Origin of the sequence: Kribbella sandramycini, assembly GCF_013131805.1 — a bacterium.
GTDB classification, from domain to species: domain Bacteria; phylum Actinomycetota; class Actinomycetes; order Propionibacteriales; family Kribbellaceae; genus Kribbella; species Kribbella sandramycini.
On record NZ_JABJRC010000003.1, the window covers coordinates 92,420 to 115,271 of the forward strand.

Sequence of the window (22,852 nt, forward strand, 5' to 3'; positions counted from 1 at the left end):
TTGCTGGACCTTTGGCGCTCTTGACGGTGATTCGAGGTTCATATGTCCGACGATGAGATCCCGCACCAGGCCGGTCCTGGACGGATGGTCATCGCCCCGGCGCTGGACGAGACCGACCGGCAGATCGTCGAGGCGCTCGGCCGCGACGGCCGGCTCTCGATCCGGGCCCTCGCCGACCTCGTGCACATCTCCCGCGCGAACGCCTACGCCCGCGTCGAGCGCCTCACGACGACCGGCGTCATCACCGGGTTCACCGTCACGGTCGACCCGCTCAAACTCGGCCTCGCGACCTCGGCGTACGTCACGCTGAGTCTCCGCCAGAGCTCCTGGCGGACGCTGCGCGAACAGCTCCAGGCCATCCCCGAGGTCAAACACATCGCTCTGGTCGGCGGCGACTTCGACGCCATCCTGCTCGTCCGCGCCGCCGACAACGAGGGCCTCCGCCGCGTCGTCCTCGAGAAACTCCAAGCCATCCCCGAAGTCCTCGCCACCCGCACCGCCCTCATCTTCGAGGACCTGGGCACCCTCTAACACCCACAGGACCGCCGCACCACCAGCTCCGCCGGAAACGCCACCGCCTCCGGCACAACCCCCTCCACCAACTGCCGCACCACCTCCGCAGCCATCACCTCCACCGGCTGCCGCACCACAGTCAACGGCGGCCAGCAGTACTCCGCCTCCGGCGTCCCATCGAACACCACCACCGCCATCTCCACCCCAGCCTCATGAAACGCCCTGAGCAACCCCACCCCCTGCAAATCCGAGGAAGCAAACACCGCAGTCACCCCGGTACGCCGCCCCACCAACCGCAACCCCGCCTCATAACCCCCCTCCCGCCCAAACCCCACCCGCTCAACCACGTCCGCGCTCAGCCCCGCCTCCCCGAGCGCATCCCGCCAACCCTGCTCCCGCTCAGCACCACCGGCACCTACTACCAGCGCGATGCGTTTGTGACCGTGCCAGATGAGGTGTTCGACGGCGGTGCGCGCGCCCTCGCGGTAGCGCGGGCCGACGGAGCTCACGCCCGGCAGCATGCGATTGACCGCGACGACCGGCAGTTCGGCCCCAGCGAGATCCGGCGCCTCGCTCGGCGTGACCAGCACGAGCCCGCTCACCTGCCGCGCCAGCAACTCGGCGACCTTCGCGCGCTCGGTCGCCGGATCCCCGTCGGTGCTCGTCTGCAGTACGACGTACCCCCGCTCGGCGGCCGCCCGGTCGATCGCCTTCGCCAGCTCCGCGAACAACGGGTTCCCGCCGTCCGGCGTGATCAGCCCGAACGTCCGCGTCGACCCGACCTTCAGCGCCCGCGCCGTCGCGTTCGGCCGGTACCCGAGCACGCGGATCGCTTCGAGAACCCGCTCCCGCGCCGCCGGCGACACCGCCCGCGGCCCGCCGTTCACCACATAGCTGACCACCGCCGTACTCACCCCGGCGTACTCCGCGACCTGATTACGAGTGACCGGCGACATAGCCCTGATGATACCGTTCTACACGAGTAGATCTACACGAGTAGAAAGGCTCCGCCATGGCCCGAAGGTATGCCGTCGCCGGTACCGGCTCCCGCGCCCGCGACTACGTCCGCGCGATCTTCCAGGAGCACCCGGCCGACGCCGAGCTGGTCGCGCTCCTCGACCCGAACCCCGGCCGCCTCGCCTTCCACCAGCAGTACGTCGCCGAGCTCGGCGGCGGCCCGCTCCCGCAGTACGGCGCCGACGACCTCGAACTGATGGTGAAAGAGCAGTCCGTCGACCGCGTCATCGTCACCAGCCCCGACTACACGCACGCCGCCGTCGTGTCCCGTCTGCTCCGCGCCGGCGCCGACGTCATCGTCGAGAAGCCACTGACCATCGACGCCGAGGGCACCCGCACGATCGCCGCCGCGATGGCGGAGTCCGGCAAGTCGGTCGTCGTCACCTTCAACTACCGCTACTCACCCCGCAACAGCGCGTTGCGTCAACTCATCGCGGACGGCGCCATCGGCACCGTCACCAGCGTCGAGTTCCAGTGGGTGCTCGACACCCGCCACGGCGCCGACTACTTCCGCCGCTGGCACCGCGAGAAGCGGAACTCCGGCGGCCTCCTCGTCCACAAGGCCTCCCACCACTTCGACCTGGTCAACTGGTGGATCGCCTCCGAGCCGACCCGCGTCTTCGCCTCCGGCGGCCTCTTCTTCTACGGCGCCGACAACGCCGCCGCCCGCGGCCTCGGCCCCCGCCCCGAACGCGGCACCGTCGACAACTCCGCCGCCGACCCCTGGCTCCTCGACCTCCGCGACGACGACGCCAACCGCCGCCTCTACCTCGACAGCGAGCAGTACGACGGCTACCGCCGCGACCAGGACGTCTTCGGCCCCGGCATCACCATCGAGGACAACCTCGCCGTCGTCGCCGAGTACGCCAGCGGCGCCCGCCTCACCTACTCCCTCAACGCCCACTCCCCCTGGGAGGGCTACCGCGTAGCCGTCAACGGCACCGAAGGCCGCGCCGAACTGGACGTCGTAGAACGCGCCGCCGTCCTCGACACCCACATCGACCCCAGCTACCCCTCCGCCACCACCATCCCCGGCACAGTCCGCTCCAACGGCGAACGCCTCACCCTCCAAACCCACTGGTCCCCCGCAGCCGAGATTCAAATCCCCCAAGCCCCCGGCGGCCACGGCGGCGGCGACACCCTCCTCTACGCCGACCTCTTCCAAGCCCCCACCAACGACCCTCTCTCCCGAGCCGCCACCCTCCGCGACGGCATCAACGCCATAGCCGTAGGCATAGCCGCCAACCACTCCCTAACCACCGGCCACCCCACCAACATCCCCGACCTGAACCTCGCCTAGCCCCGTCTCGCCGACAATCCGCTGGACGGTCGCCTGCAGTGAGCTGTCCGCCCCGACAACCCGCTCCCGCGGCCGCTCCAGCAGATCCCGTTCCAAGTACCACTCCGCCATCTCCGCGGCACCGAAGGCCGCAGCCTTCGCCCGCGTCGCGTGCCGCCGCACAGTCTCTTCGAACGGCACATCCAGGTAGTAGAAAGACGCTGCGACGCACGTAGTCCTGCTCAATCACCGCCACACCACGCCCGTACGCCGCTCGCACCCCCTCGACCACCGAACTCTTCCCCGCCCCGGAATTGCCGCGCACGACGATGAGACGCGGCTGCATCACAGCCTGCGGAGGTGGTTGGTGAGGTTGCCGCTGAGGCGGATGCTGACGATGCGTTCGGTGAAGCGCCAGGTTTGGTTGTGGCGTTCGAAGGTGTCCTGGTAGCGGCCGGTGGCGATCAGTTGGGGCGACGCGTTGGGGAGAGCCTGGACGACGGTTACGCAGGAGCGGGCTGTTGCGGCGTCGCCGTCGAAATCACCGTCGTCCACGAGCTCGGCGTACCGAGCGATCAGGTTGTGAATCTCTTGGTACGCCTGCTCATCCACGGTTTCGGACTGTACTACCAGTCGGCCGGCGCGCCGGGGCGGTGCGTGCCGAAGGTCCACTCGTACCCCTCGACGTCGGCGACCCGGCACCGGTAGTTGCCCCACTCACTCTCTTCGGGCTCCCACACCGACTCCGCGCCCGCAGCGACCGCGGAACGGTAGATCGCTTCTACTTCGCCCCGTTCGTCCACTGCGACGTAAACACCGTGCCCAACCGTGTCACCCTTCCGCGCCGGCCGCTCGTAGCCCACCTCATCGGTGAAGAGCGTGAACGCAACCCCGCCGTACCGCACCTCGGCGTGGGCGATCCCGCCGTTGCCGTCCGGCACCTCCATCGTGGTCTCGAACCCGAAGGCCTTCTCCAGCCACCGCAGCGCACCGACCGCGTCGCGGTATCCGAAGTAGGCATGAAACGTCGCGGTCGCACCGCTGCTCTGACTCATACCCCCAGCATCGCCCTGGTAGCGGACACCCCCCGTCCGCTACCCAGCGCAGTTTGCCGATCGAGTTCCGGAAAAAGGCCGGACAAGTTCCTGGTCCGGGCCGGAGGCGTCGACAAGGATATGAGGCATGGGACAACCAGTGGTGCTGATGCCGAAACCGATGCACGCCGCCGTCGCCGCGGGGCTGAGCGGTCACTGTGAGCTGATCAAACTCTGGGAGGCGAGCGATCCCGACGCCGTGCTCGCCGCCCGGCGCGACGAGATCGTCGCCGTCGCCACCGGCGGCACCCCGATCGACGGCCCATACCTGGATCAGCTGCCCGCGGTGAAACTCGTGGCGAGTTTCGGCGTCGGGTACGACCACATCGACGCGGCCGCCGCGGCCGAGCGCGGCGTCGTGGTGACCAACACCCCCGGCGTCCTGGACGACGAAGTCGCCGACACGGCCCTCGGTCTGCTGTTGATGACCGTCCGCGAGCTGTCCCAGGCCGAGCGCTACCTCCGGGCCGGCAAATGGCAACAAGCCGGCGCCTATCCGTTGACGAAGGCAACGATGAACGGCCGCCGGCTCGGCATCCTCGGTCTGGGCCGGATCGGTCAGGCGATCGCCGACCGGGTGCAGCCGTTCGGCATCTCCGTTGCCTACCACAACCGACACCCGAAGGACGTCGAGTTCCCGTACTACGAATCCCTGGTCGAGCTGGCCCGCGCCGTCGACACGCTGATGATCGTGATCCCCGGCGGCGAGTCCACCCGCCACCTGGTGAACGCCGAGGTCCTCGAAGCCCTCGGGCCGGAGGGGATCCTGATCAACGTGGCCCGCGGTTCGGTGGTCGACGAGCAGGCCCTGGTCGACGCGCTGCGCTCGGGCGCCATCCAGGCCGCAGGACTCGACGTCTTCGAGCACGAGCCCAAGGTGCACCCCGATCTCCTCACCCTGCCGAACGCCGTCCTCCTCCCGCATGTCGGTTCCGCCACCGTCGCGACCCGCGCAGCGATGGGGAATCTCGTCGTGGAGAACGTCGTCAACTGGCTGACCTACGGAGCGCCGCTGACTCCGGTGCCGGAGTCCGAGGGCCGCTAGCCTCCGTGCGCGAGTCGCGGAGGTGATGTACATTGAGATTATAAAAACACGATCGTATGAAAACCGGGGATTGATGAGCAAACCAGTAGCGATTGCGGTGACCACTCTTCTGACGGTTGGCCTGTTGGTCAGCTGTGGGAGCTCCGACCAGTCGGCGCCCGAGTCGTCGCCGGCCCCGACGACGAGCCCCACAGCCGGCGCGAGCGTTGCACCGGCCTGGAAGCCCTGTGGGGTCAAGGTTCCGAAGGAGGTCGTCGCCGGGCTCGATGAACGGCGGGCCGCCGCGGTCCGGGCGCGCGAGTGCGCGACCATCGCAGTCCCGGTCGACTACGGCCGGGCGGACGGCCCGACGATTCAGCTCGCGATCACCCGGATCCGCTCGGCAGACGCGGGCCGGCGGCTCGGCTCTGTCGTCTACAACCCCGGCGGGCCGGGCGCCTCCGGCCTCGACACCGTCGCTGGGATGGCCACTCGGTATCGCGACGTACTCGAGCGCTACGACCTCGTCAGCTGGGATCCGCGCGGCGCCGCGGCATCGGCCCCGCTGACCTGCGGGAGCTCCGGCGACGGCGCCGACGCGCTGCCGCCAGGCGTGCCGACAACAGATGCGCAGTGGGCGGCGCTCGGGGCCGCAGCGCAGCAGTTCGGCCGGCAATGCGCCAAGTCCGGCGGGGAGCTGCTGAAACACCTCGGCCTGTTCGACTCGGCGCGTGACCTCGATCGAGTCCGCGCCGCGGTCGGCGACGACAAACTCCACTACGTCGGCGTCTCGTACGGCGGTCAGCTCGGAGCGGCGTACGCCGAGCTCTTCCCGGATCGGGTCGGGCGGATGGTGCTGGACGGTCCGGGGACGCCGGCCCGGACGTACGAGCAGACCTTGCTCGATCAGGCCGCCGGCGCCGAGCTCGGCTTCCAGCAGCTGGTGGCGAGCTGCCTGGCGAAGCCGCCGTGCGCGCTCGGCCGGAGTCTCTCCGACGCCAAGGCGAAGCTCGGCGCCTTCCTGACCAAGCTCGACGCGAAACCGCTACCGACCCGGCAGGCTCAGCAGCCGCTGACCCGCGTCGGCGTCGTCTCCGCGATCAGCACCGGGATCACCGACCCGCCGCTCTGGCCGCAGCTCGCGCAGTCGCTGGCGGCGGCGTACCAGGGCTCGGGTGACGGGCTGCTCCTGTTCGCGACCGCGATCGGCCGCCGGCCGGACGGCTCCCGCTCGAACCTGCCGACCATCAACTCCGCGGTGAACTGTCTCGACCACCCCGGCGCGATCACCGTCGAGAAGGTCCGGGCAGCGGTCCCCAAGTTCGCCCAGGTCTCTCCGCTGTTCGGCCCGGTCAGCGCGCTCCGCCTGCTCGAGTGCGTCGGCTGGCCGGAGGCCGGTGTCGGCCGGGAGCGGCCGATCGACGGCGAGGGCGCAGCGCCGATCGTTGTCGTCGGCAACACCGGCGATCCGCTGGGCCGTTACGAGTGGGCGCAGGAGCTCGCGACCATGCTCCGCTCGGCCAAGCTCCTCACCTGGCAGGGCACGGGTCACGGCGCCTACGGGCAGATCGACACCTGCGTCGACAAGGCCGTCAACAAGTACTTGCTCACCGACGAACCCCCGGCAGCCCAGACCTGCCCAGCTCGCTGATCGGAGGCGACAGCCATGCCAAGCGACTCAAGCCGTCGGGAGATCCCAGATCCGCTCGGTCTCCCAGGCGTACTCCCACGCCTGGATATCCGGCGGCTCGATCCCGAAACCGGTCAGGATCGCGCAGACCTGCTCCCGGTGATGGTTGGCGTGGTTGATCGCCTGCGCGATGAAGATACCGACCCGGGTGCCGCGGGTGTTGTCGTCGACGATGATCACCCGCTCGACGTCGATCGGACCGTCGAGGAAGGTCTCCCAGAGCGCGCCGGCCTCGTCGTTCCAGCGCCCGAGCAGCTCAAGGCCGGCGCTCTCACCGCTGTCCACGAAGCCGAGCGGCTGGTCCGCGATCCGGCGCAGGTAGCTGCCGTCACACCGGATGATGTGGTCGAGCGTGGCGAGAATCCCGCCGTACGTGCCGACTCCGGTCACCTCGAGCTGATCGGCCGTCAGCGCCTGCTCCCGGCAGAACCGGATCAGCCGCCCGGTCGCCCAGTTGTTGTGCCGGATCGGGTCACGCAGTACGTCGTTTGCGCCCATACACCTCAAGCTAGCCCGCGCGCCGCGCCCGCGACACGGGATTTCCCGCGGTCAGGAGCCGGCGATATTCGCCATCCACCCGATGCCGAACTTGTCCGTCACCATGCCGAACTCGTCACCCCACATCTGCTTCTCCAGCGGGACGGTCACCGTCCCGCCGTCGGACAGCTTCGCGAACCACCCGCGCAGATCCTCGGCGTCGTCACCGCTGAGGCTGACGGCGACGTTGTCGCCCGGGTTGTACGGCATGCCCTCGGGGGTGTCCGCCGCCATCAGCGTGAACCCGCTCGGCGTCTCGAGCTGGCCGTGCATGAGCAGGTTGTCGTCGCCCGGGCCGTGCCCCGACCCGAACTCCCCGAACGTGCTCACCGTCAGCTCCCCGCCGAAGACCTCGCGGTAGAACTCCAGCGCCGCCCGCGCGCTCCCGTCGAACTGAATGTACGGATTCAGCCGAGATGCCATCAGATCTTTCCTTCCCCCTGCGAGAACCACCCTGTGGCCGCACCATAGACCCGGTCCCGGACGCCTGGCGATACCCCGGCCCCGCCGATCCCGCATGGTCACCGCCCGGACGCCGACCGTTCGCCCGTCCGTTTCCCCACCACTCACCCGTCCGTTCCCCTCAGCACTCACCCGTTCGTCCGCCCGCAACGCTCATCCGTTCGCTCGCCCGGACACACCCCGCCCACCGGGCGGGGCGATGATCCGGGCCCTGGTTAAGGTCTGGACATGATCCTGCGACACATCACGATCGACGCCGAAAATCCGTACGAGCTCGGGCAGTTCTGGAGCTCGGTCACCGGCTGGCCGCTCGGCGACGGCGACGAGCCCGGCGACGACGAGGTACTGGTCGAGGCGCCCGCGCCGGTGCCGGGCCTGCTGTTCATCCGGGTGCCCGAGACGAAGTCGGTGAAGAACCGCGTGCACGCCGACTGGGTGCCCACCGAGCGCACCCGGGACGAGGAGGTCGAGCGGCTGCTGACCCTCGGCGCCACCATTCACGACGACCACCGCAAACCCGACGGCCCTGGCTGGGTCACGATGCTCGACCCCGAGGGCAACGAGTTCTGCGTCGAGCGCAGCGAGGCCGAGCGCTCCGCCTGATAGTCCGCACTCCGCTTCGTTGGAGCAGGCAACCTTTTGACCCCGGCTCGCCGTTAACTGCCGCAGCGGCAGGAGAAGACGGCCCCGAACACGCGCACCAGCCGTGATCGAGGCCACACTCTCCGAGATTTTCGCCGCGGCGCACAACTTCTCCGATGCCCTCCGCATCGTCTGAAGTGTCATGAGCTAACGGCGCTGCCACCGGCAGCAGGAGCTGGGGGATTCTGGTGTTCAAAGGGGTACTTTCGCTTGCGCTGATCACGGCGAGCGTGAGCGGAACGGCCGTCCTGGCCCCGGCCGCGAACGCCGCCGCCATCGGGCAGTCGGCCGTTGCCGCAGGCACCTACCCGTGCCCCGGCTACAGCACGATCGACGACGCGGTGCCGCTGAGCGCGGTCATGAACGACACCTTCATCTGGAGCAAGTTCAAGGCGACGAAGGTCGGCGACGGGAAGGGCAACATCAACTGGAAGGCCAACCCGTACAAGAACCCGAGCTGGTACATGTGGCTGCACTCGCTGCGCTGGATCGGCCAGGGCATCACCGCCGGCAGCAACGGCGACAAGGCCGCGCTCGCGCACGTCACCGCCATCACCCGGGACTGGGTCAAGGACAACCCCTACTCGTGGAAGGCGAACGCCGGCGCGCACGAGGCCACCATGCACCGCACCAACGTCCTGCTCTGCCTGCGCCAGGCCGTCCTGAAGAACCTCAAGGTCACCACGCTGCCGAGTAGCTACGCCTGGCTGGACGCCGCGCTGATCAACCACGCCAAGTTCATGGTCGCCAACTGGGGCGGCCCGGGGAACCACGGCACCGACGAGAGCATCGCTCTGTTCGGCGTCGGGTGCACGCTGAACCGCAGCGACTACAAGAAGACCGCCCAGGACCGGCTCGCGAAGGGCATCACCACCGCGATCGACGCCCAGGGCGCGACCAACGAGCAGGCGACGGGCTACGCGCAGTTCAACTACACGCTCTGGGGCCGCGCCGAGGCCGCGCTGCAGAACTGCGGCGTCAACCCGGGCACGACCATCAAGGCCCGCCGCGCGCTGCTCGGCACTTTCATCGCCCACGCCACCACCCCGCTGGGCATGCTGCACCAGATCGGCGACACCGAGTACGTGAAGACCAACAACGCCGCCGGCTCGCCGTTCGAGTACGCCGCCACCCAGGGCAAGGCCGGCAAGGCGCCCGCCGACCGCGTCAAGATCTACTCGGCCGGATACGTCTTCGGCCGCTCCGGCTGGGGCTCGCCTCAGACGCCGTTCGCGAGCGAGTCGGCGTACAGCCTGCGGTTCGGCCCGAAGCGGGCACTGCACGGTCACAGCGACCACACCTCGCTGACCTACCAGGCCCGCGGCCGCGACATCCTCATCGACCCCGGCTACGCCGGTTACGCCAACAAGACCTGGCGCGCCTGGCTCACCGGTCCCGCCGCGCACAACGTGATGACGACGCCGAAGCTGGCCGACACCAACCCGGTCACCAAGCTCACCCGCTCCGCCGTGAAGCCCACCAACGACTTCTACGAGCTGAGCGACGCCCCCGCCGCCGGCGTGACCCGGGTCCGCTCGGTCCTGGTCCTGCGCAAGCCCGACGTCCTCGTCACCCTCGACCGCGCCACCGCCAAGACCTCCCAGCAGTTCCAGACCCTCTGGCACCTGCCCGCCGACCAGCGCGCCACCGCCTCAGGCCGCGGTACCGCCGTCGCCAAGAAGTCCGGCGACAACAACCGCACCGTCCTCATCCAGCTCCCCTACAAGGGCGCCCTCCCCGCCGGGGCCACCCAGGTCAAGACCGGCCAGAGCAACCCCATCCAAGGCTGGCACCTCCCCCACATCACCACCCGCAAAGCCGCCTCGACCGTAGTCTTCAGCCGCGCCGGCAAGTCCGTCTCCATCCTCTCCCTCGTCATCCCCACCCGCGCCAACGGCGCCGTCACCTACAAAGTCCGCTCCGTAGGCACCACCTACGTCGTAGACCTCACCATCGACGGCACGAAAGCCTCCTTCGGCATCACCGGCGGCGGCACCCTGGTCCGCCGCTGACGCCACCTCCACCAGTCCACGAGCGGTGACCGGTAAATGACAAGAGATTGATCTTTCAATCAATCTCTTGTCTGCCGAATGCTGGATGGGCAGTCAGTAAGCCGCCTAGACAGTGAAGGTCACCCTCATGATGAAGGCTTTGATCACGGCCGTTGCGATCTCCGGCGCGTTCGGCGCCGCCGTCCTACCCGCAGCACAGGCTCAGCCGCCTGCGCTCGCTCCTGTTGTTGCGGAACAGGCGGCTGAGCTGACCGCCGCGCAGCAGAAGAGCGCTGTGTTGCGGCTGCTGGCCGCCTACAGCTCGAACGACCCGGCAGCGTTCAACACCATCAACCCGCGACGCTTCGTCCAGCACCATCCCGAGATCGCCGACGGCGTCACCGGGCTCAAGGCCTGGCTTGCCGCGATCCCCGCAGGGAAGATCTCCGTCACCCCGGTACGGGTCCTGAGCGACGGCCCGTACGTGATGGTGCACTCACTCACCAAGCTGCCCGACGGCGACCACGCGGCCTGGGATGTCTTCCGGTTCGAGAATCGGCAGATCGTCGAGCAGTGGCACGCGCAGCAGCGCGACACTCCGCCCAACGGCGCCGGCCACACCCAGTTCGACGGAGCGACGGCGATCGAGGATCGGCATCTGACCCAACAGAACAAGGCGCGCGCCTGGACGGTGCTCACGAAGGTCTTCCGGGACGGCGACTTCGCACTGCTCGACGAGCCGTTGTGGAATGCCCGCGACTACGTGCAGCACAGCCACCTCGTCAACGAGGACGGCGCCGCGGCCAGCCGAGAGGCCTTCCGGCAGGCCTTCGAGTCCGGGGCGATGGAGTACACCAAGGTCGTGAAGATCCTCGGCGAGGGGAACTTCGTTCTGAGCATCGGCGAACTGAAGCTCAACGGGCAGCCGGCATCAGCGTTCAATCTGATCCGGTTCAAGGAGGGCAAGGTCATCGAGCACTGGGAGATCCTTCCCCTCGCGGCGCCGGCGGCCGGCGCGAAGAACGGTAACGGCCTGTACAACTTCCCGCAGGACTCGCTGGTCCCAGGCACCTTCTGATCCTCGGACCTACTGACCAGCCGAGGGGCCCGGCCGGCAGCCGGGCCCCTGTCCGGGGTTGCCGCTGGCTTAGCCGTGAAAGCCGGTGGCGCGGTAAGTTGGGAGGGTTCAGCCGGAGCCGTGGAGGGGTGAGTTGAGTCGTCGGGAGGCGGGCCGGGAGTTGTTCGTCGGTCCGTGGAGGCTCATCACCGGGCGGTGGATGGCGCTCAGCGGGTCGCTGACCGTGCTGGCGCTGCTGGGCGGTACGACGGCCGCCGTGGTGGGCTCAGCGCGCGAGGAGCGCCCGGTGGCGAGTGTGGCGGCGACGGGCGGCGTACCGAGCGCGGCGCCGGCCGATGACAGTACGCCGAAGCCCGCGCCGACGGTTCCGAGTCCGGTGCAGCCGCCGGTGACTGGGCGGCCGACCAAGCCGGGGCGGTCGGATTCTGGGCGGCTGGGGCCGTGGGAGAACCTGAGTCACCGGATCTCCAGTCCGGCGAAGATCCGGGCTGCGGTCCGTGGTGACGGCGTGTTCTTGTTCGGTGACAGCATCTCGGTGCAGGACGGTCCGGCGCTGGAGAAGCTGGTGACTGCGCAGACTGGCGCGGCGGTGGCTGTGCACGACTGGTCCGGCCAGCCGACGTCGGCTGCGGTCGACGCGCTTGCCGAGTGGTCGCGTAAGTACGGGCTGCCTCGGCGGATCGTGATGGCGGTTGGCAGCAACGACATCTTCGACCCGGCTGCGTTCGCGGCCGAGGTGGAGCAGGCGATGAAGCTCGCCGGGCCGGAGCGGACGGTCTACTGGGTGAATGTGCACGCCAACCGGTTCGGCGTACCGGAGCGGGTGCGGAGCGCGGACCGGGCCAACAGCGCCGCGATCAATCAGACTCTGGACCAGGCGGCCGCGCGGCACCCCAACCTACGGATTGTGCGCTGGTCCGAGTTCCTGGCGGCGCGGCCGGGGCAGATTGCGAAGTATCTGCGTGACGGCATCCACACCACCCAGCCCGCCGGCCAACGTGCCCGGAACGCGCTGATCACCCAGGCGTTGAAGAGCGGCGAATGAACCGCCTGGGGCCCGCTCTGGTCGCTGGTGCGGTGCTGATTGGCACTCTGCTGGTTCCAGGTCGGGTCTCCGAGTCGAAACCGGGCCCTGCACCGCGGGCGGCGGTTCCGCAGCCACAGTCCGCGCCAACGGCCAAGGCGCTGGGAGCGACGTACGCCTGCCCGACGTACTCCGGGATCGAGCGGCCGAACCCATTGCGCGAGCTCTACCGAGACAGGTTCACCTGGGGGACCAGTCCGGCGTACCAGGTCGGCAACGGGCGCGGAAACGTGAGCTGGCAGGACAACCCGACCGGAAACCCCAGCTGGTACATGTGGCTGCATTCGCTGCGCTGGCTCGGGCAGGGCATCCGTGCGGCCGGTAGCGGGGACATGCGGGCGCTGCAGCGCGTGGACACGATCGCTCAGGACTGGGTGCGCGATAACCCGTTTCCGTGGCGGGACGACGCCGGTGCGGCGGAGTCGACGATGCACCGAACGAATGTGCTCATCTGCCTGCGCCAAGCGGTGCTGTCCGGGAGGCGCGCCACGCAGCTGCCGGCGGCGTACAGGTGGATCGACAAGGCGCTGACGGACCATGCGCGTTTCCTGCAGCGGCACTGGAGTGGTGACTGGAACCACGGGACCGATGAGAGCCTGGCGCTGTTCGGCGTCGGCTGCACGCTGGGCCGTGCGGAGCTGAAACAGCTGGCGGTCGATCGGCTCGCTGTCGGGCTTCGGACCGCGATCGACGTCCAGGGCTCGACGAATGAGCAGTCGACGTCGTACGCGCAGTACAACTACTCGCTGTGGGGGCGGGCGATCGCCGTCCTGGAGAGGTGTGGCGTCGACCCTGGTCCGGCGATCAGAACGCGACGGACGCAGATGGCGAGCTGGCTGGCGCTGGCGACAAACTCACTCGGCTACCTGCACCAGCTCGGGGACTCCGAGGTCGTACGCACAACTCCGGTCGTCGGCACGCCGCTGGAGTACGCCGGAACGCTCGGGCAGCGTGGGAAGCGGCCTACGCAGCGCGTGGGGATCTTCGCCGCCGGATACGTGTTCGGTCGGACGGGATGGGGCGAACGACGTCCGTTCGACCAGGAGTCGACATACAGCATTCGGTTCGGGCCGCAGCGCCGGCTGCACGGACACGACGACCACATGTCAGTCACCTATACGTCGCTGGGGCGGGACATCCTGGTGGACGGCGGTCATCCGGGCTATGTGGCGAACGCCGTACGTACGTGGGCCAGCGGGCCGACTGCGCACAACGTGATGACTGTGTCGGGCACTGCGCTGCCGGGGCCGGCTACCAAGCTGGAGCGGTCTGTCGTGCGAGGCAACTCCGAGTATTACCGGCTCAGCGACACGCTCGGCGGCGTCCGCACGCGCGACGTTCTGGTGCTCAAGGACCCGGATCTGATGATCGTTCTCGACCGTGGCTCGTCGCGGGTCAGCCGGTCATGGGAGACGCTGTGGCACCTACCTGCCGACCAGCAGGTCACGCTGCTGGACCGCTACTCAGCAACCGCCCAACGCCCCGGTGACAACCGCAAGACGGTTCTCCTGCAGATACCCGACCGGCAGCGGCGGACGCCGGCCGTAGTCGACTCCGCCTGGCATTACCGCACCATCAACCACCGCTCCACGGCTCCCGTCCTGAAGTTCAGCCGGTCCGGCCGCAGCGCCTCCATCCTGACGGCCATCATCCCCACCAAAGCCACCACTCCGGTCAGCTACACCCAATCCGCGACCGGTCTGACGCTCAAGGTCGGCCAGACCACCGTGCGGGTCGCTATCGGGCCAGATGGCACGCTCCGGCGCTTACGCTGACCAGATAGGCCAGGTCACGTTCGGCTTCGGCCCGTTCGCCTTCCAGGCAGTCAGAGCGGCTAGGCGGTCTGTAGCGCAGGCTTCCAGCCCGCCGGCGGGTCCTCACCGACGCGGCCGTCGACCGCCTCCCGAATCAGGTCGGCATGTCCGGTGTGACGCCCGTACTCCTCGATCAGATCGCACAGCAGCCGCCGCAGGCTCGCATGACGCCCGTCCGGCCAGCTGACATGCGCCAACTGGTCAAGCCCACCCTCCGCCAACGTAGCGGCCAGCCGAGCCCGCGAACGCTCCACAGCCCCGTCCCACAACGCATACAGCTCCTCCGGCGTATCCTCCGCCGCCGAAACGAACTCCCACTCGTTGTCGTCCCGCCACCCGTTCCCGCTCCACGGCTCCCCGATCGGCAAGCCCCTCAACTTCACGGTGAACATGTAGTCCTCGTTGGCCGCCAGATGCTTCAGCAACCCACCCAACGTCATCCGCGAACCCCCAACCCGCACCGCCAGCCCCTCCACCCCCAACCCGTCCGCCTTCCACCGGAACGTAGCCCGCAACCGCTCCAACGCCCCCACCAACTGCTCAACCTCACTACCCGCCACCGGCGGCTCCCAAGCACTCTCACTCATCCCCCGACCGTAACCCCCATTCCGGACACTCCCCTTCCGGAACAGCCAGTAGCCGTAAGCGCGTCCTCCGACGGCCGCAGCCTGCTCCTTGATCGCAAGCACCCGCTCGCGCGCCTCTGCGGTCAGCGCGTCCCTCACCGCCGCAGGCAGCGCTGCACCGCTCGTCGGCCAGCGCACCGACTACGGCAAACCCGTCCGCGACCTGTGGAGCTGGCGCGTAGATCTCCAGGTCGATGTCGGGGGCAACCACCACACCGATCGCCACGGAGCCGACGACGACCGGTACGCCGTACTGGCGCCAGCGGGCGAGCAGGTCGAGTTCTTGGAGGATGTGGTGTGCGAGCTGGAGGCGGGTGTCGGCTCGGGCTTGGGCGGTCATTTGTTGGTGTAGGTGGCTAGGCCGTCGAGGACTCGGGCGAGGCCGAAGTCGAACCAGGTGTCGAGGTTGGTGGGTTGGGTGGCGGCGGATTGGGCGAGGGTGGTTAGCCAGGGGTAGCGGCCGGAGTCGACGGCGCCTGCGAGTTTGGCCAAGTGGGTGGACCACCACTGGGGGTTGGTGACGCCGGTGTCGCGCGTTGCGTCGGCCTCAGCGGCAGTCAGCATCGCCATGCCCTGAACGTACCCGCTGACGGTCAAATAGGCAGCCAGCGCGGACTGATGGTCGAGAGCATCCAGTGCGGCAAAGTAGCGGTCAACAGCAGCCAGTACGCCGACGCCCAGCGGCGGCCGGGTTGTCGCGAGCGCGCGCAGGGCCCACGGGTGCCGGCGGTACAGCGACCACTCCTGTCGGGCCTCGTGCTCGACCAGCGCCCGCCAACCACCCCCAGTCGGCGGCGCCGGTCGCGGAGCCGCGAGTACGGCGTCCACCATCGCAGTGACGAGCTCATCGCGCCCAGAAACGTGCCTGTACAGGGAGCGTGCGCTCACCCCGGTACGCCGAGCCAGCAGCCCGATCGTCACCGCATCCAGCCCCTCTGCGTCGGCGAGCGCCACAGCCGCCCGTACGACGTCCGCTCGGCTGCTCAACCGCCGTACAGGTCCAACCTGCGCTCGCACCGGCCGCACACCATCACGCCGCGCGCGATACGCCTTCCCCTGACACGAACGACCGCAGTACCGCCGCGGCCGCCCAGACGTCGCCACCTCGATCGACGCACCGCACTGCGCGCACTGCACGTCGCCGTCCCCTTTCGTCACATGCACCTGCGTGACGGAACACCTCCGCCTCGGCGCCGAGGCCCAGCTGGTCCACACCCTCGCCAACGACGAGATCCTCATCGCTGAAGGCACAGACGGCATCCAAGCCATCTCCACCTGGTCCCTGACCAACGACGCCGACCCATCACCCACAACACCCCAAATAGCAGCCCTACAAGCCGCCCTGGCCAAGCACCGCCCCACCACACCCCACCTCTACCTGGCAGCCATGGCCGTCCTCCCCCAGCACCGCAACCAGGGCCTGGGCACCGCCCTCCTCCGCCACCGCCTAGCCACCACGTCCCTACCCACCTACCTAGAAGCCAGCACCCCTCAAGCCGCCGCCCTCTACGCCCGCCACGACTTCCACCCTCTCCCCCAAATCGCCCTCCCCCAAGGACCCACCCTCCACCCGATGCTCCGCCCAGCCTGACCCCTACCGACTTCGGAGCCGCTCCACCAGGGCCGCCGCACGAGCGCCCGGCAGCCGCTCCAAGAGCGCTAGCGCCGCGCCCACCTCAACCGACCCCAGCACATCGAATGCTGCACCCTCCAGTGCATCGAGCACCGGCCCGCGCCACTCGCTCTGCTCACAGAGCCGCTCGAGCAACGGCGCCTTGAGCTCCCACGGCACCGGACCGGAGACGCTGAGCACTCTCCGCAGACGCAACCGCGGAGCTCCCTCGACAACCTGCCGCCAAGCGTCCCGAACCTCTGGCCCTTCGAACGGGCCGCACCAGAGCCAGTACGCCATCGGCGCGGCGAGCCGGTCGTCCGGATCATCCAGCAGCGATCGGACCGCCGTCCAGAACGCCACATCGTGCGGCTCGAAGCCGACGTACATCAGCACGGCGTAACACGGCATCGCTCGGTACAGGGCGAATCCGAGCGCCGGGTCGCCGTCGAGCACGTCCGACACCTCGTGCGGAACCTGTGACTCGTCGTCGGGCCACGGTGTCCCGCCCGACCGCCCTGCCCGTGCCGCGGTGGCCCACGCCGTCGCACACGTCCGCTCGAACAGTTCCCGGCCAACCAGCTCGGCGACCTCGTCAACCGTCACTCGGACGCCGATCTGAGGTCAGCTGCTTGCGCATCTGGGCGCACCTGGTTTCGTAGCGGGCGATCGAGCCGTCGGGGTTCTGTTGGTCCCAGGCTTCGAGGCGCTCTTCGTACGCGACGTAGCCCAGCCGCTCGTAGAGAGCACGGGCTCGGGGGTTGCTGAGCTCGACGCCCAGCTCGGCCCGGCTGAGGCCCCGGGCCGCGATGCGCTGCTCGGCGGCGCCGATGAGCGCAGTACCGATTCCACAGGACTGCAGCGCCGGGTGCACTGCCAGCTGCCACAGCGAACCCGCGCCTGGGTGCGGCACGTAGTCGATGCCACCGATGGCCACGGGCAGGTCGGCCTTCGTGCAGACGGCGAGGTAGTCGACCTCCCCGCGCCGTGCTCGGTCGAGCTCCTTGGCCACCTGCGTCAGGTGCAGCTCGCTGCCCGCAAAGCCGCACGCGACCAGATCGGCGTCCGTCAGGTCCCGCACCGTCAGTTCGAGCACAACCGCCGTCACACTCACCACCTCCCCCAGCAGCCTCGCGCGCCCGCACCGCCCTGCCAACCGAGTTTCCGGGGCTGGCCCTGTCGGCTGAGATATTCGCAACGTGCGGAAGGGACTCGTGGTGTTGGCGGTCGTCGGCCTGGTGCTGGCCGGCGTGGCGGTCGCTGTCACGCGGGACCAGCCCTACTACTACCCGGGCGGCTCCGACGTCGTCAGGCTGTCGGCGGACTACGCCCTGAAGGCAGACGGCACCCTCGAGGTCACCGAGACCATCGACTACAACTACGGGCACCTCGGCGACCCCCTCGCCAGGGTGATCCAGGTCCGCCGACCGGCTACCGACGAGCTGTACCGCAGTGTGGACACACGCGGAACGGACCGGGTCTGGAAGGTCTTCGACGTCACCGCCACCGACGCGAAGGGCGCCATGGTTCCGGTCGACGTGCGGGAGATGGACCCGTGGCTGCCACCGCTCACCGACACCGGCATCGACGGCTGGAACAGTCGGCTGGCCGACCTCCATATCAAGGTCGGCGAGCAACTGCCCTACGTCAAGACGGCCCCCACCGACACCGAACCCGTGGTCCGCATGGCGACGTTCGTCGTGCGCTACAAGGTCCGCGGCGCGCTGGAACGGACGAGCAGCGGGTACGAGCTGAACTGGCCGGACCGGCGGCGTTCGGAGGATGGTGAGCGAATGGCATACCTCGATACACCAACGACGACAATCCGGCTGAAGACTCCCAACGCCCCGATCAACCCGTCCTGCGCCGGCCACCGAAACGGCAACGACGGCAAGCGAACCACCTCGGCCTGTACGACCGCGCCAAGCACCTCCCACGAAACCGTCTTCACCACCACCCAGCCCAAAGCCACCATGACCGTCACCGCCGGCCTACCCGGCGATGGCTTCGCCGCCGGCGCCGCAATGTACGACGACTCGCCAACACCCGCCTCCACCTGGCTCCGCCGCCTCCTCATCGCAGCAGCCCTAGTGGCGACCCTGACCATCACCCTCATCTGGCGCCGCCGCCAAACCGCCTGAACTCCCACAGCCTGCTCGCGAAATCCATTGGCGCCCGGCTTGTTCGGCTGATGAACTTCCGCGGACCTACTACTCAACGGAGGTCGTGGTTGTGACAGGTTATGACGTGCTTGCCGAGGTGTACGAGTGGCTCATCTCGGACGGAAAGCTGCCGCCGGCCGAGTTCGCTGCGTCGTTCGACGACGTCCTCCGTCTGCTGCCACCGAAAGCTCGCATCCTCGACTGTTCATGCGGAACCGGACAGCTGGCCGTCGGCCTCGCCGGCCGCGGCATACAGGTCGTCGCAACCGACGCCAGCGAAGCGATGGTCCGCCGCACTGCGGCGTTGTCCGAGGAACACGGCACCTCCGTCCAGACCCTCCAGGCGACCTGGGAAGAGCTGCCCGACCACTTCCAGGACAACACCTTCGACATGGTGTTCTGCGTCGGCAACTCCCTTCACCACGCCGCCGGCGCAACCGGCCGAACCGCAGCCCTGAAGTCCATGTCCCGCCTTCTGCGCCCCGGCGGCCGCCTCGTCCTGACCTCCCGCACCTGGGAACTCGTCAGATCCAGAGGCTCCCGACTCGACATCAGCAACCACCTCGTCCGCCGAAACAACCGCGACGCCGTCATCATCTACCGCTGGGACATCGCCCCCAACTGGGACGACGAACACCACATCGAAATCGCAATCGCCCAAGTAGACCCGACCGGACCAGTCCTCGTCCGCTCCGAGCTCCTGTCCTGCTGGCCCTACCAGCACAAGCAACTAGAAGCCGACCTACACCAGTCCGGCCTCCACACATCCCTGACCACCTTCGACCCCAACGCCGAGAACTACCTCGTAGTCGCCACCAAGCTCTAGGCAGGATCTGCGGACGAACGGCCCCGCCGACGACCCGCCCCATGCCACGAACCGCGCCACGAGCTTCGCGGAGAACCCCGAAACGACGGAACCCCCAGGGCCAGAAGTGCCTCTGACCTGGGGGTTCTTGTGGAGCCGCCTGTCGGAATCGAACCGACGACCTTCTCATTACGAGTGAGACGCTCTGCCGACTGAGCTAAGGCGGCGGGTGCCGGGGAAGAGTGTAGCGGGCGGGTGGGGGTGAGATCTAATCGGATGTGGGGACGGGGGTGGCGGGGGTGGGGTGGCGGGGTGGAAATGTGGGGGAAGAAATGATTTGGGAAATGCGTTGACTTGGGCGGGTCAGTTGGGTGAAACTATTGCCCGCAAGGTTCTGAGACGAGGAGAGATCATGCGCGGCAGGATCAACGAGACGAAGGCATGGCGGCAAAGCCCCATGACTTTGTCGGCGTGCCTGCGAACCGGGCGCCTGGATGAGGTTCAGTACCCGTTTCACGCCGAGCTCTTTGTGTGCCCAGGCGGGCCACCTGGCTGATCTCCAGCGGGAGATCGTCCCAGCAGCCGTCTGAGCCGGAGGTCCGGTGCAGGCGGCTCTTTTGTTTGCCCGGCCACTGGAGTTGGCCGGTCGTCGTCGGTGCGCAATGGTTGCGGACCGGATTCCAAACCCGCGTCAAGAGGGTTCGATTCCCTCCACCGATGCAATTCGGGCATTTACGGATGCCAATTCGAAGAATGACAACTGCATGTATTTTTCCAGCCGTGGGCCAGTGGTAGGCCACCTCATTTGGGATGAGGGGGACGGGGGTTCGAGTCCCTCCGGCTGGACCAGGCGCCCGCAGGATGCTTGCTACCGGCCGAGCGGGCGCCGCTAGCGTGCCCTGCGCCGGAAATCCGCTGCACATCCGGCGCAGGGCGCTCGAACGCCCGTGGCTCAACCGGAGAGAGCACCTGTCTACGAAGCAGGGGGTTGCAGGTTCGAATCCTGCCGGGCGTGCTGTGTCCGAGGCCGAAGCGGTCGAGGCGCCGGGATGTGAGCCCGGAGGAAGCGGGTTCGAGCCCCGCCGGAGACCCTGCGTAGATGTTTGCTCGACACAACGTAGTACCGGCCTGGCGGCCGACACCAAGACAACCGACCTGACGTGGTGGCGTCGGGCACACTGGAGGGGAGGAGGAAGCGCATGAGCGGTGTGATCGTTCTCAACGCCTCGTACGAGCAACTGCATGTCGTGTCGATTCCACACGCCATCCGGATGCTGGTGCGCGAGGTCGCCGTCGTCGAGGAAGCGCATGACGGCGCCAGCATCGGTCCGTTCCCTCTGCCCCGCGTGCTGCGCCTTGTGCGCTATGTCGTCACCAAGTGGCGGTATGCGTCCGGCCGGCTTCAGTACACGCGGTCCGGCGTACTGAAGCGCGACAAGTACACCTGTGCGTACTGCGGGCAGACCGGCGCCACGACCATGGACCACGTCGTGCCGCGGTCGCGTGGTGGGCGTGGCGAGTGGCTGAACGCAGTGGCCGCGCATGCGAAGTGCAACGAGAAAAAGGGCTCACGTACGCCCGATGAGGCCGGCATGCCGCTGTTGTGGCAGCCGTGGATCCCCTCACGCGCGGAGTTATCGCTCTGACGTGACATCTACCTGGTGTCGCGTTGGAGCGCGATGCCAGGTGGGCGACGGTGTCCCACCCTCGGTTCTGACCCGAGGCCCCGCAGGTTCGAGCCCTGCCCTGGCAGCTGTACGGCGTCGTGGACGCATACCTGTCAACGAAGAGGTGGGGAGATGAACGCGGAGTTTCCGATCGAGCTGAGTGGGGCGAAGAACTCCACGCTCATGTGGGCGCACGAGCACGAGGTCGGCGCACAGGCGCTGCAGCAGCTGCGGAACATCGCAGCACTGCCGTGGGTGCACGGCGTCCGGGTGATGCCGGATGTGCACCTGGGCAAGGGCGCGACTGTCGGGTCGGTCATCGCGATGAAGCAGGCTGTGTCGCCGGCCGCGGTCGGTGTGGACATCGGGTGCGGGATGGAGGGTGTGCTGACGTCGCTGACGGCGGCTGACCTGCCGGACGACCTGTCGGCGATCCGCTCGCGGATCGAGGCCGCTGTGCCGGTCGGGTTCCGTGCGCACGAGGACCCGGTGAGCGTACGGCAACTGGGGCTGAACCCGCGGGCGTGGGAGTGGCTCTGGGGTTCGTTCACGAGTCTGCACGACGGGGTGCAGGACCGGGAGCGGAAAGCCAAGCAGCAGATGGGCTCGCTCGGTGGCGGCAACCACTTCATCGAGGTCTGCCTCGACGACGAGGACCGGGTGTGGCTGATGCTGCACTCCGGTAGCCGCAACATCGGCAAGGAGCTCGCCGAGCGGCACATGAAGATCGCCCGGGAGCTGCCGCACAACGCGGATCTCCCGGACCGCGATCTGGCCGTGTTCCTCGCCGGTACGCCGCAGATGACGGCGTACCGGCGGGACCTCACCTGGGCCCAGCAGTACGCCTCACGCAACCGTGCGGTGATGCTGGCCCTGGTGATGCAGGCGGTCCGCGAGTCGTTCGCCCAGGAGATCACCTTCGACGAGCCGATCTCGTGCCATCACAACTACGTGGCCGAGGAGCGGATCGACGACGTGGATCTGCTGGTCACCCGCAAGGGGGCGATCCGGGCCGGGCTGGGCGACCTCGGGCTGATCCCCGGGTCGATGGGCACCGGTTCGTACGTCGTCCGCGGGCTCGGCTCGGAGCGCTCGTTCTACTCGGCCTCACACGGGGCGGGCCGACGGATGAGCCGCAACGAGGCGAAGCGGCGGTTCACGGTCGAGGACCTGATCGCCCAGACGGCCGGGGTCGAGTCCCGTAAGGACGCCGGGGTGCTGGACGAGCTGCCCGCGGCGTACAAGGACATCGAGTCGGTCATCGCCGCCCAGTCCGACCTGGTCGAGGTCGTCGCCCACCTCAAGCAGGTCATCTGCGTCAAGGGCTGACGTCCCGGCCGGCCCGCCGGGCTCGCCGTCAGCGGGTTCGCGGCTCGGCGGGTTCGCCGGCCGGTTGGTTCGCCGGTCGGTGGTTGGTTCGCCGGTCGGTGGTTCACGGGCCGGTGGGTTGATCAGTCGGTGGTTCATTCACGGGCCGGTGGTTGCCCTCAGGCGAGTTTGCCGTCAGGCGGGTTCGTGGGGCTGCGGGCTGATCGGCGCGCGTCCTTCTTCTGCACTAAGCGTACAAGCGGGGGCAGGTTGGGTGCGGAAGTTGTCCACAGGTCGTCCGCCCGTCGTCTTTCAGGGGAGACGGCGGTCGGGCGGGGTTGGGGACGGTGTGTTCATCGATGGTTGTCGAGAGGAGGGCCGGTTGTGGCCGGGGTTAGGAAGAGGAAGCGGGTGCCGGGTGGGCGGAGTGGCTCTCCGGTGCGGCAG

The 22,852-nt window shown here is 68.4% G+C and carries 25 protein-coding genes and 5 tRNA genes; 19 read left to right on the forward strand and 11 right to left on the reverse strand.

Annotated elements, in window-relative coordinates; all coding sequences use genetic code 11:
- Positions 1–42 precede the first annotated feature (42 nt).
- On the forward strand, positions 43–531 hold the full coding sequence (locus HPO96_RS13870; protein ID WP_171673854.1) for an Lrp/AsnC family transcriptional regulator: 489 nt from the start codon (positions 43–45) through the stop codon (positions 529–531).
- On the opposite strand, the gene HPO96_RS13875 is transcribed toward HPO96_RS13870, so the two are convergent.
- Positions 528–1,469: a LacI family DNA-binding transcriptional regulator gene (locus HPO96_RS13875; protein WP_171673855.1), complete on the reverse strand. Its 942-nt coding sequence runs from the start codon at positions 1,467–1,469 to the stop codon at positions 528–530. The genes HPO96_RS13870 and HPO96_RS13875 overlap by 4 nt on opposite strands.
- 56 nt (positions 1,470–1,525) lie before the next feature.
- On the opposite strand from HPO96_RS13875, the gene HPO96_RS13880 reads away from it, so the two are divergent.
- On the forward strand, positions 1,526–2,830 hold the full coding sequence (locus HPO96_RS13880; RefSeq protein WP_171673856.1) for a Gfo/Idh/MocA family protein: 1,305 nt from the start codon (positions 1,526–1,528) through the stop codon (positions 2,828–2,830).
- Here HPO96_RS13880 and HPO96_RS39885 read toward each other — a convergent pair.
- The 3 genes from HPO96_RS39885 to HPO96_RS13890 are packed head-to-tail and all read right to left on the reverse strand — an operon-like array spanning position 2,745 to position 3,864.
- Positions 2,745–3,155: a P-loop NTPase family protein gene (locus tag HPO96_RS39885; RefSeq protein WP_420371461.1), complete on the reverse strand. Its 411-nt coding sequence runs from the start codon at positions 3,153–3,155 to the stop codon at positions 2,745–2,747. The two genes, HPO96_RS13880 and HPO96_RS39885, sit on opposite strands and share 86 nt — an antisense overlap.
- Positions 3,155–3,421, reverse strand: coding sequence for a nuclear transport factor 2 family protein (locus HPO96_RS13885; protein WP_171673857.1), 267 nt, complete (start codon positions 3,419–3,421; stop codon positions 3,155–3,157). Before HPO96_RS13885 ends, HPO96_RS39885 begins: the two co-directional genes overlap by 1 nt.
- A gap of 14 nt (positions 3,422–3,435) precedes the next feature.
- Entirely contained in the window at positions 3,436–3,864 is a 429-nt protein-coding gene (locus HPO96_RS13890; protein WP_171673858.1) for a VOC family protein, read from the reverse strand.
- 127 nt (positions 3,865–3,991) lie between these two features.
- Between HPO96_RS13890 and HPO96_RS13895 the strand changes: the two genes are divergently transcribed.
- Both HPO96_RS13895 and HPO96_RS13900 read left to right on the forward strand, forming a co-directional pair.
- The gene (locus HPO96_RS13895; RefSeq protein WP_171673859.1) at positions 3,992–4,948 is read left to right on the forward strand and encodes a 2-hydroxyacid dehydrogenase; all 957 of its coding nucleotides are present in this window, start codon (positions 3,992–3,994) and stop codon (positions 4,946–4,948) included.
- Between the two features lie 73 nt (positions 4,949–5,021).
- Positions 5,022–6,578: an alpha/beta hydrolase gene (locus tag HPO96_RS13900; RefSeq protein ID WP_171673860.1), complete on the forward strand. Its 1,557-nt coding sequence runs from the start codon at positions 5,022–5,024 to the stop codon at positions 6,576–6,578.
- A gap of 27 nt (positions 6,579–6,605) precedes the next feature.
- On the opposite strand, the gene HPO96_RS13905 is transcribed toward HPO96_RS13900, so the two are convergent.
- Both HPO96_RS13905 and HPO96_RS13910 read right to left on the reverse strand, forming a co-directional pair.
- Positions 6,606–7,115, reverse strand: coding sequence for a DinB family protein (locus HPO96_RS13905; RefSeq protein ID WP_171673861.1), 510 nt, complete (start codon positions 7,113–7,115; stop codon positions 6,606–6,608).
- A 51-nt stretch (positions 7,116–7,166) separates the two neighbouring features.
- Positions 7,167–7,577, reverse strand: coding sequence for a VOC family protein (locus tag HPO96_RS13910; RefSeq protein WP_171673862.1), 411 nt, complete (start codon positions 7,575–7,577; stop codon positions 7,167–7,169).
- A 267-nt stretch (positions 7,578–7,844) separates the two neighbouring features.
- On the opposite strand from HPO96_RS13910, the gene HPO96_RS13915 reads away from it, so the two are divergent.
- The 5 genes from HPO96_RS13915 (at position 7,845) to HPO96_RS13935 (ending at position 14,186) form a co-directional block, all read left to right on the forward strand.
- Complete coding sequence (locus tag HPO96_RS13915) at positions 7,845–8,219, forward strand: VOC family protein (protein ID WP_171673863.1); 375 nt, start codon at positions 7,845–7,847, stop codon at positions 8,217–8,219.
- Positions 8,220–8,488: 269 nt separating this feature from the next.
- Positions 8,489–10,270: a heparinase II/III domain-containing protein gene (locus tag HPO96_RS13920; protein ID WP_337796632.1), complete on the forward strand. Its 1,782-nt coding sequence runs from the start codon at positions 8,489–8,491 to the stop codon at positions 10,268–10,270.
- A gap of 127 nt (positions 10,271–10,397) precedes the next feature.
- On the forward strand, positions 10,398–11,327 hold the full coding sequence (locus tag HPO96_RS13925; RefSeq protein WP_171673864.1) for a nuclear transport factor 2 family protein: 930 nt from the start codon (positions 10,398–10,400) through the stop codon (positions 11,325–11,327).
- Positions 11,328–11,460: 133 nt separating this feature from the next.
- Positions 11,461–12,372 (forward strand): SGNH/GDSL hydrolase family protein, encoded by a 912-nt coding sequence (locus tag HPO96_RS13930; RefSeq protein WP_202885959.1) that lies wholly within the window; start codon positions 11,461–11,463, stop codon positions 12,370–12,372.
- The gene (locus HPO96_RS13935) at positions 12,369–14,186 is read left to right on the forward strand and encodes a heparinase II/III domain-containing protein (RefSeq protein WP_171673865.1); all 1,818 of its coding nucleotides are present in this window, start codon (positions 12,369–12,371) and stop codon (positions 14,184–14,186) included. The genes HPO96_RS13930 and HPO96_RS13935 overlap by 4 nt, the downstream gene beginning before the upstream one ends.
- A gap of 59 nt (positions 14,187–14,245) precedes the next feature.
- Here the strand turns inward: HPO96_RS13935 and HPO96_RS13940 are convergent, their stop codons facing one another.
- The gene (locus HPO96_RS13940; RefSeq protein WP_171673866.1) at positions 14,246–14,812 is read right to left on the reverse strand and encodes a mycothiol transferase; all 567 of its coding nucleotides are present in this window, start codon (positions 14,810–14,812) and stop codon (positions 14,246–14,248) included.
- An 88-nt stretch (positions 14,813–14,900) separates the two neighbouring features.
- Between HPO96_RS13940 and HPO96_RS13945 the strand changes: the two genes are divergently transcribed.
- Positions 14,901–15,203: a hypothetical protein gene (locus tag HPO96_RS13945; RefSeq protein ID WP_171673867.1), complete on the forward strand. Its 303-nt coding sequence runs from the start codon at positions 14,901–14,903 to the stop codon at positions 15,201–15,203.
- Here HPO96_RS13945 and HPO96_RS13950 read toward each other — a convergent pair.
- Positions 15,188–15,868, reverse strand: a complete 681-nt coding sequence (locus HPO96_RS13950; protein WP_202885960.1) for a TetR/AcrR family transcriptional regulator C-terminal domain-containing protein — start codon at positions 15,866–15,868, stop codon at positions 15,188–15,190. The genes HPO96_RS13945 and HPO96_RS13950 overlap by 16 nt on opposite strands.
- 151 nt (positions 15,869–16,019) lie before the next feature.
- Here HPO96_RS13950 and HPO96_RS39620 point away from each other — a divergent pair, with 151 nt between their 5' ends.
- Positions 16,020–16,442 (forward strand): GNAT family N-acetyltransferase, encoded by a 423-nt coding sequence (locus tag HPO96_RS39620; RefSeq protein ID WP_171673869.1) that lies wholly within the window; start codon positions 16,020–16,022, stop codon positions 16,440–16,442.
- 3 nt (positions 16,443–16,445) lie between these two features.
- On the opposite strand, the gene HPO96_RS13960 is transcribed toward HPO96_RS39620, so the two are convergent.
- The gene (locus HPO96_RS13960; RefSeq protein ID WP_171673870.1) at positions 16,446–17,069 is read right to left on the reverse strand and encodes a hypothetical protein; all 624 of its coding nucleotides are present in this window, start codon (positions 17,067–17,069) and stop codon (positions 16,446–16,448) included.
- Positions 17,059–17,571, reverse strand: coding sequence for a GNAT family N-acetyltransferase (locus tag HPO96_RS13965; RefSeq protein WP_171673871.1), 513 nt, complete (start codon positions 17,569–17,571; stop codon positions 17,059–17,061). The genes HPO96_RS13960 and HPO96_RS13965 overlap by 11 nt, the downstream gene beginning before the upstream one ends.
- A gap of 91 nt (positions 17,572–17,662) precedes the next feature.
- On the opposite strand from HPO96_RS13965, the gene HPO96_RS13970 reads away from it, so the two are divergent.
- Positions 17,663–18,604, forward strand: a complete 942-nt coding sequence (locus HPO96_RS13970; protein WP_171673872.1) for a DUF2207 domain-containing protein — start codon at positions 17,663–17,665, stop codon at positions 18,602–18,604.
- Positions 18,605–18,695: 91 nt separating this feature from the next.
- Positions 18,696–19,451, forward strand: coding sequence for a methyltransferase domain-containing protein (locus HPO96_RS13975; protein WP_171673873.1), 756 nt, complete (start codon positions 18,696–18,698; stop codon positions 19,449–19,451).
- Between the two features lie 130 nt (positions 19,452–19,581).
- Here the strand turns inward: HPO96_RS13975 and HPO96_RS13980 are convergent.
- A tRNA-Thr gene (locus tag HPO96_RS13980) sits at positions 19,582–19,657 on the reverse strand.
- Between the two features lie 423 nt (positions 19,658–20,080).
- Between HPO96_RS13980 and HPO96_RS13985 the strand changes: the two genes are divergently transcribed.
- From HPO96_RS13985 to HPO96_RS14010, 6 genes are all read left to right on the forward strand, one after another.
- Positions 20,081–20,152, forward strand: a tRNA-Trp gene (locus HPO96_RS13985).
- A 52-nt stretch (positions 20,153–20,204) separates the two neighbouring features.
- A tRNA-Pro gene (locus HPO96_RS13990) sits at positions 20,205–20,279 on the forward strand.
- Positions 20,280–20,371: 92 nt separating this feature from the next.
- A tRNA-Arg gene (locus HPO96_RS13995) sits at positions 20,372–20,445 on the forward strand.
- Positions 20,446–20,447: 2 nt separating this feature from the next.
- A tRNA-His gene (locus HPO96_RS14000) sits at positions 20,448–20,521 on the forward strand.
- Positions 20,522–20,629: 108 nt separating this feature from the next.
- Positions 20,630–21,076: an HNH endonuclease gene (locus HPO96_RS14005; protein WP_171673874.1), complete on the forward strand. Its 447-nt coding sequence runs from the start codon at positions 20,630–20,632 to the stop codon at positions 21,074–21,076.
- A 153-nt stretch (positions 21,077–21,229) separates the two neighbouring features.
- On the forward strand, positions 21,230–22,426 hold the full coding sequence (locus HPO96_RS14010; RefSeq protein ID WP_171673875.1) for an RtcB family protein: 1,197 nt from the start codon (positions 21,230–21,232) through the stop codon (positions 22,424–22,426).
- Positions 22,427–22,852 lie beyond the last annotated feature (426 nt).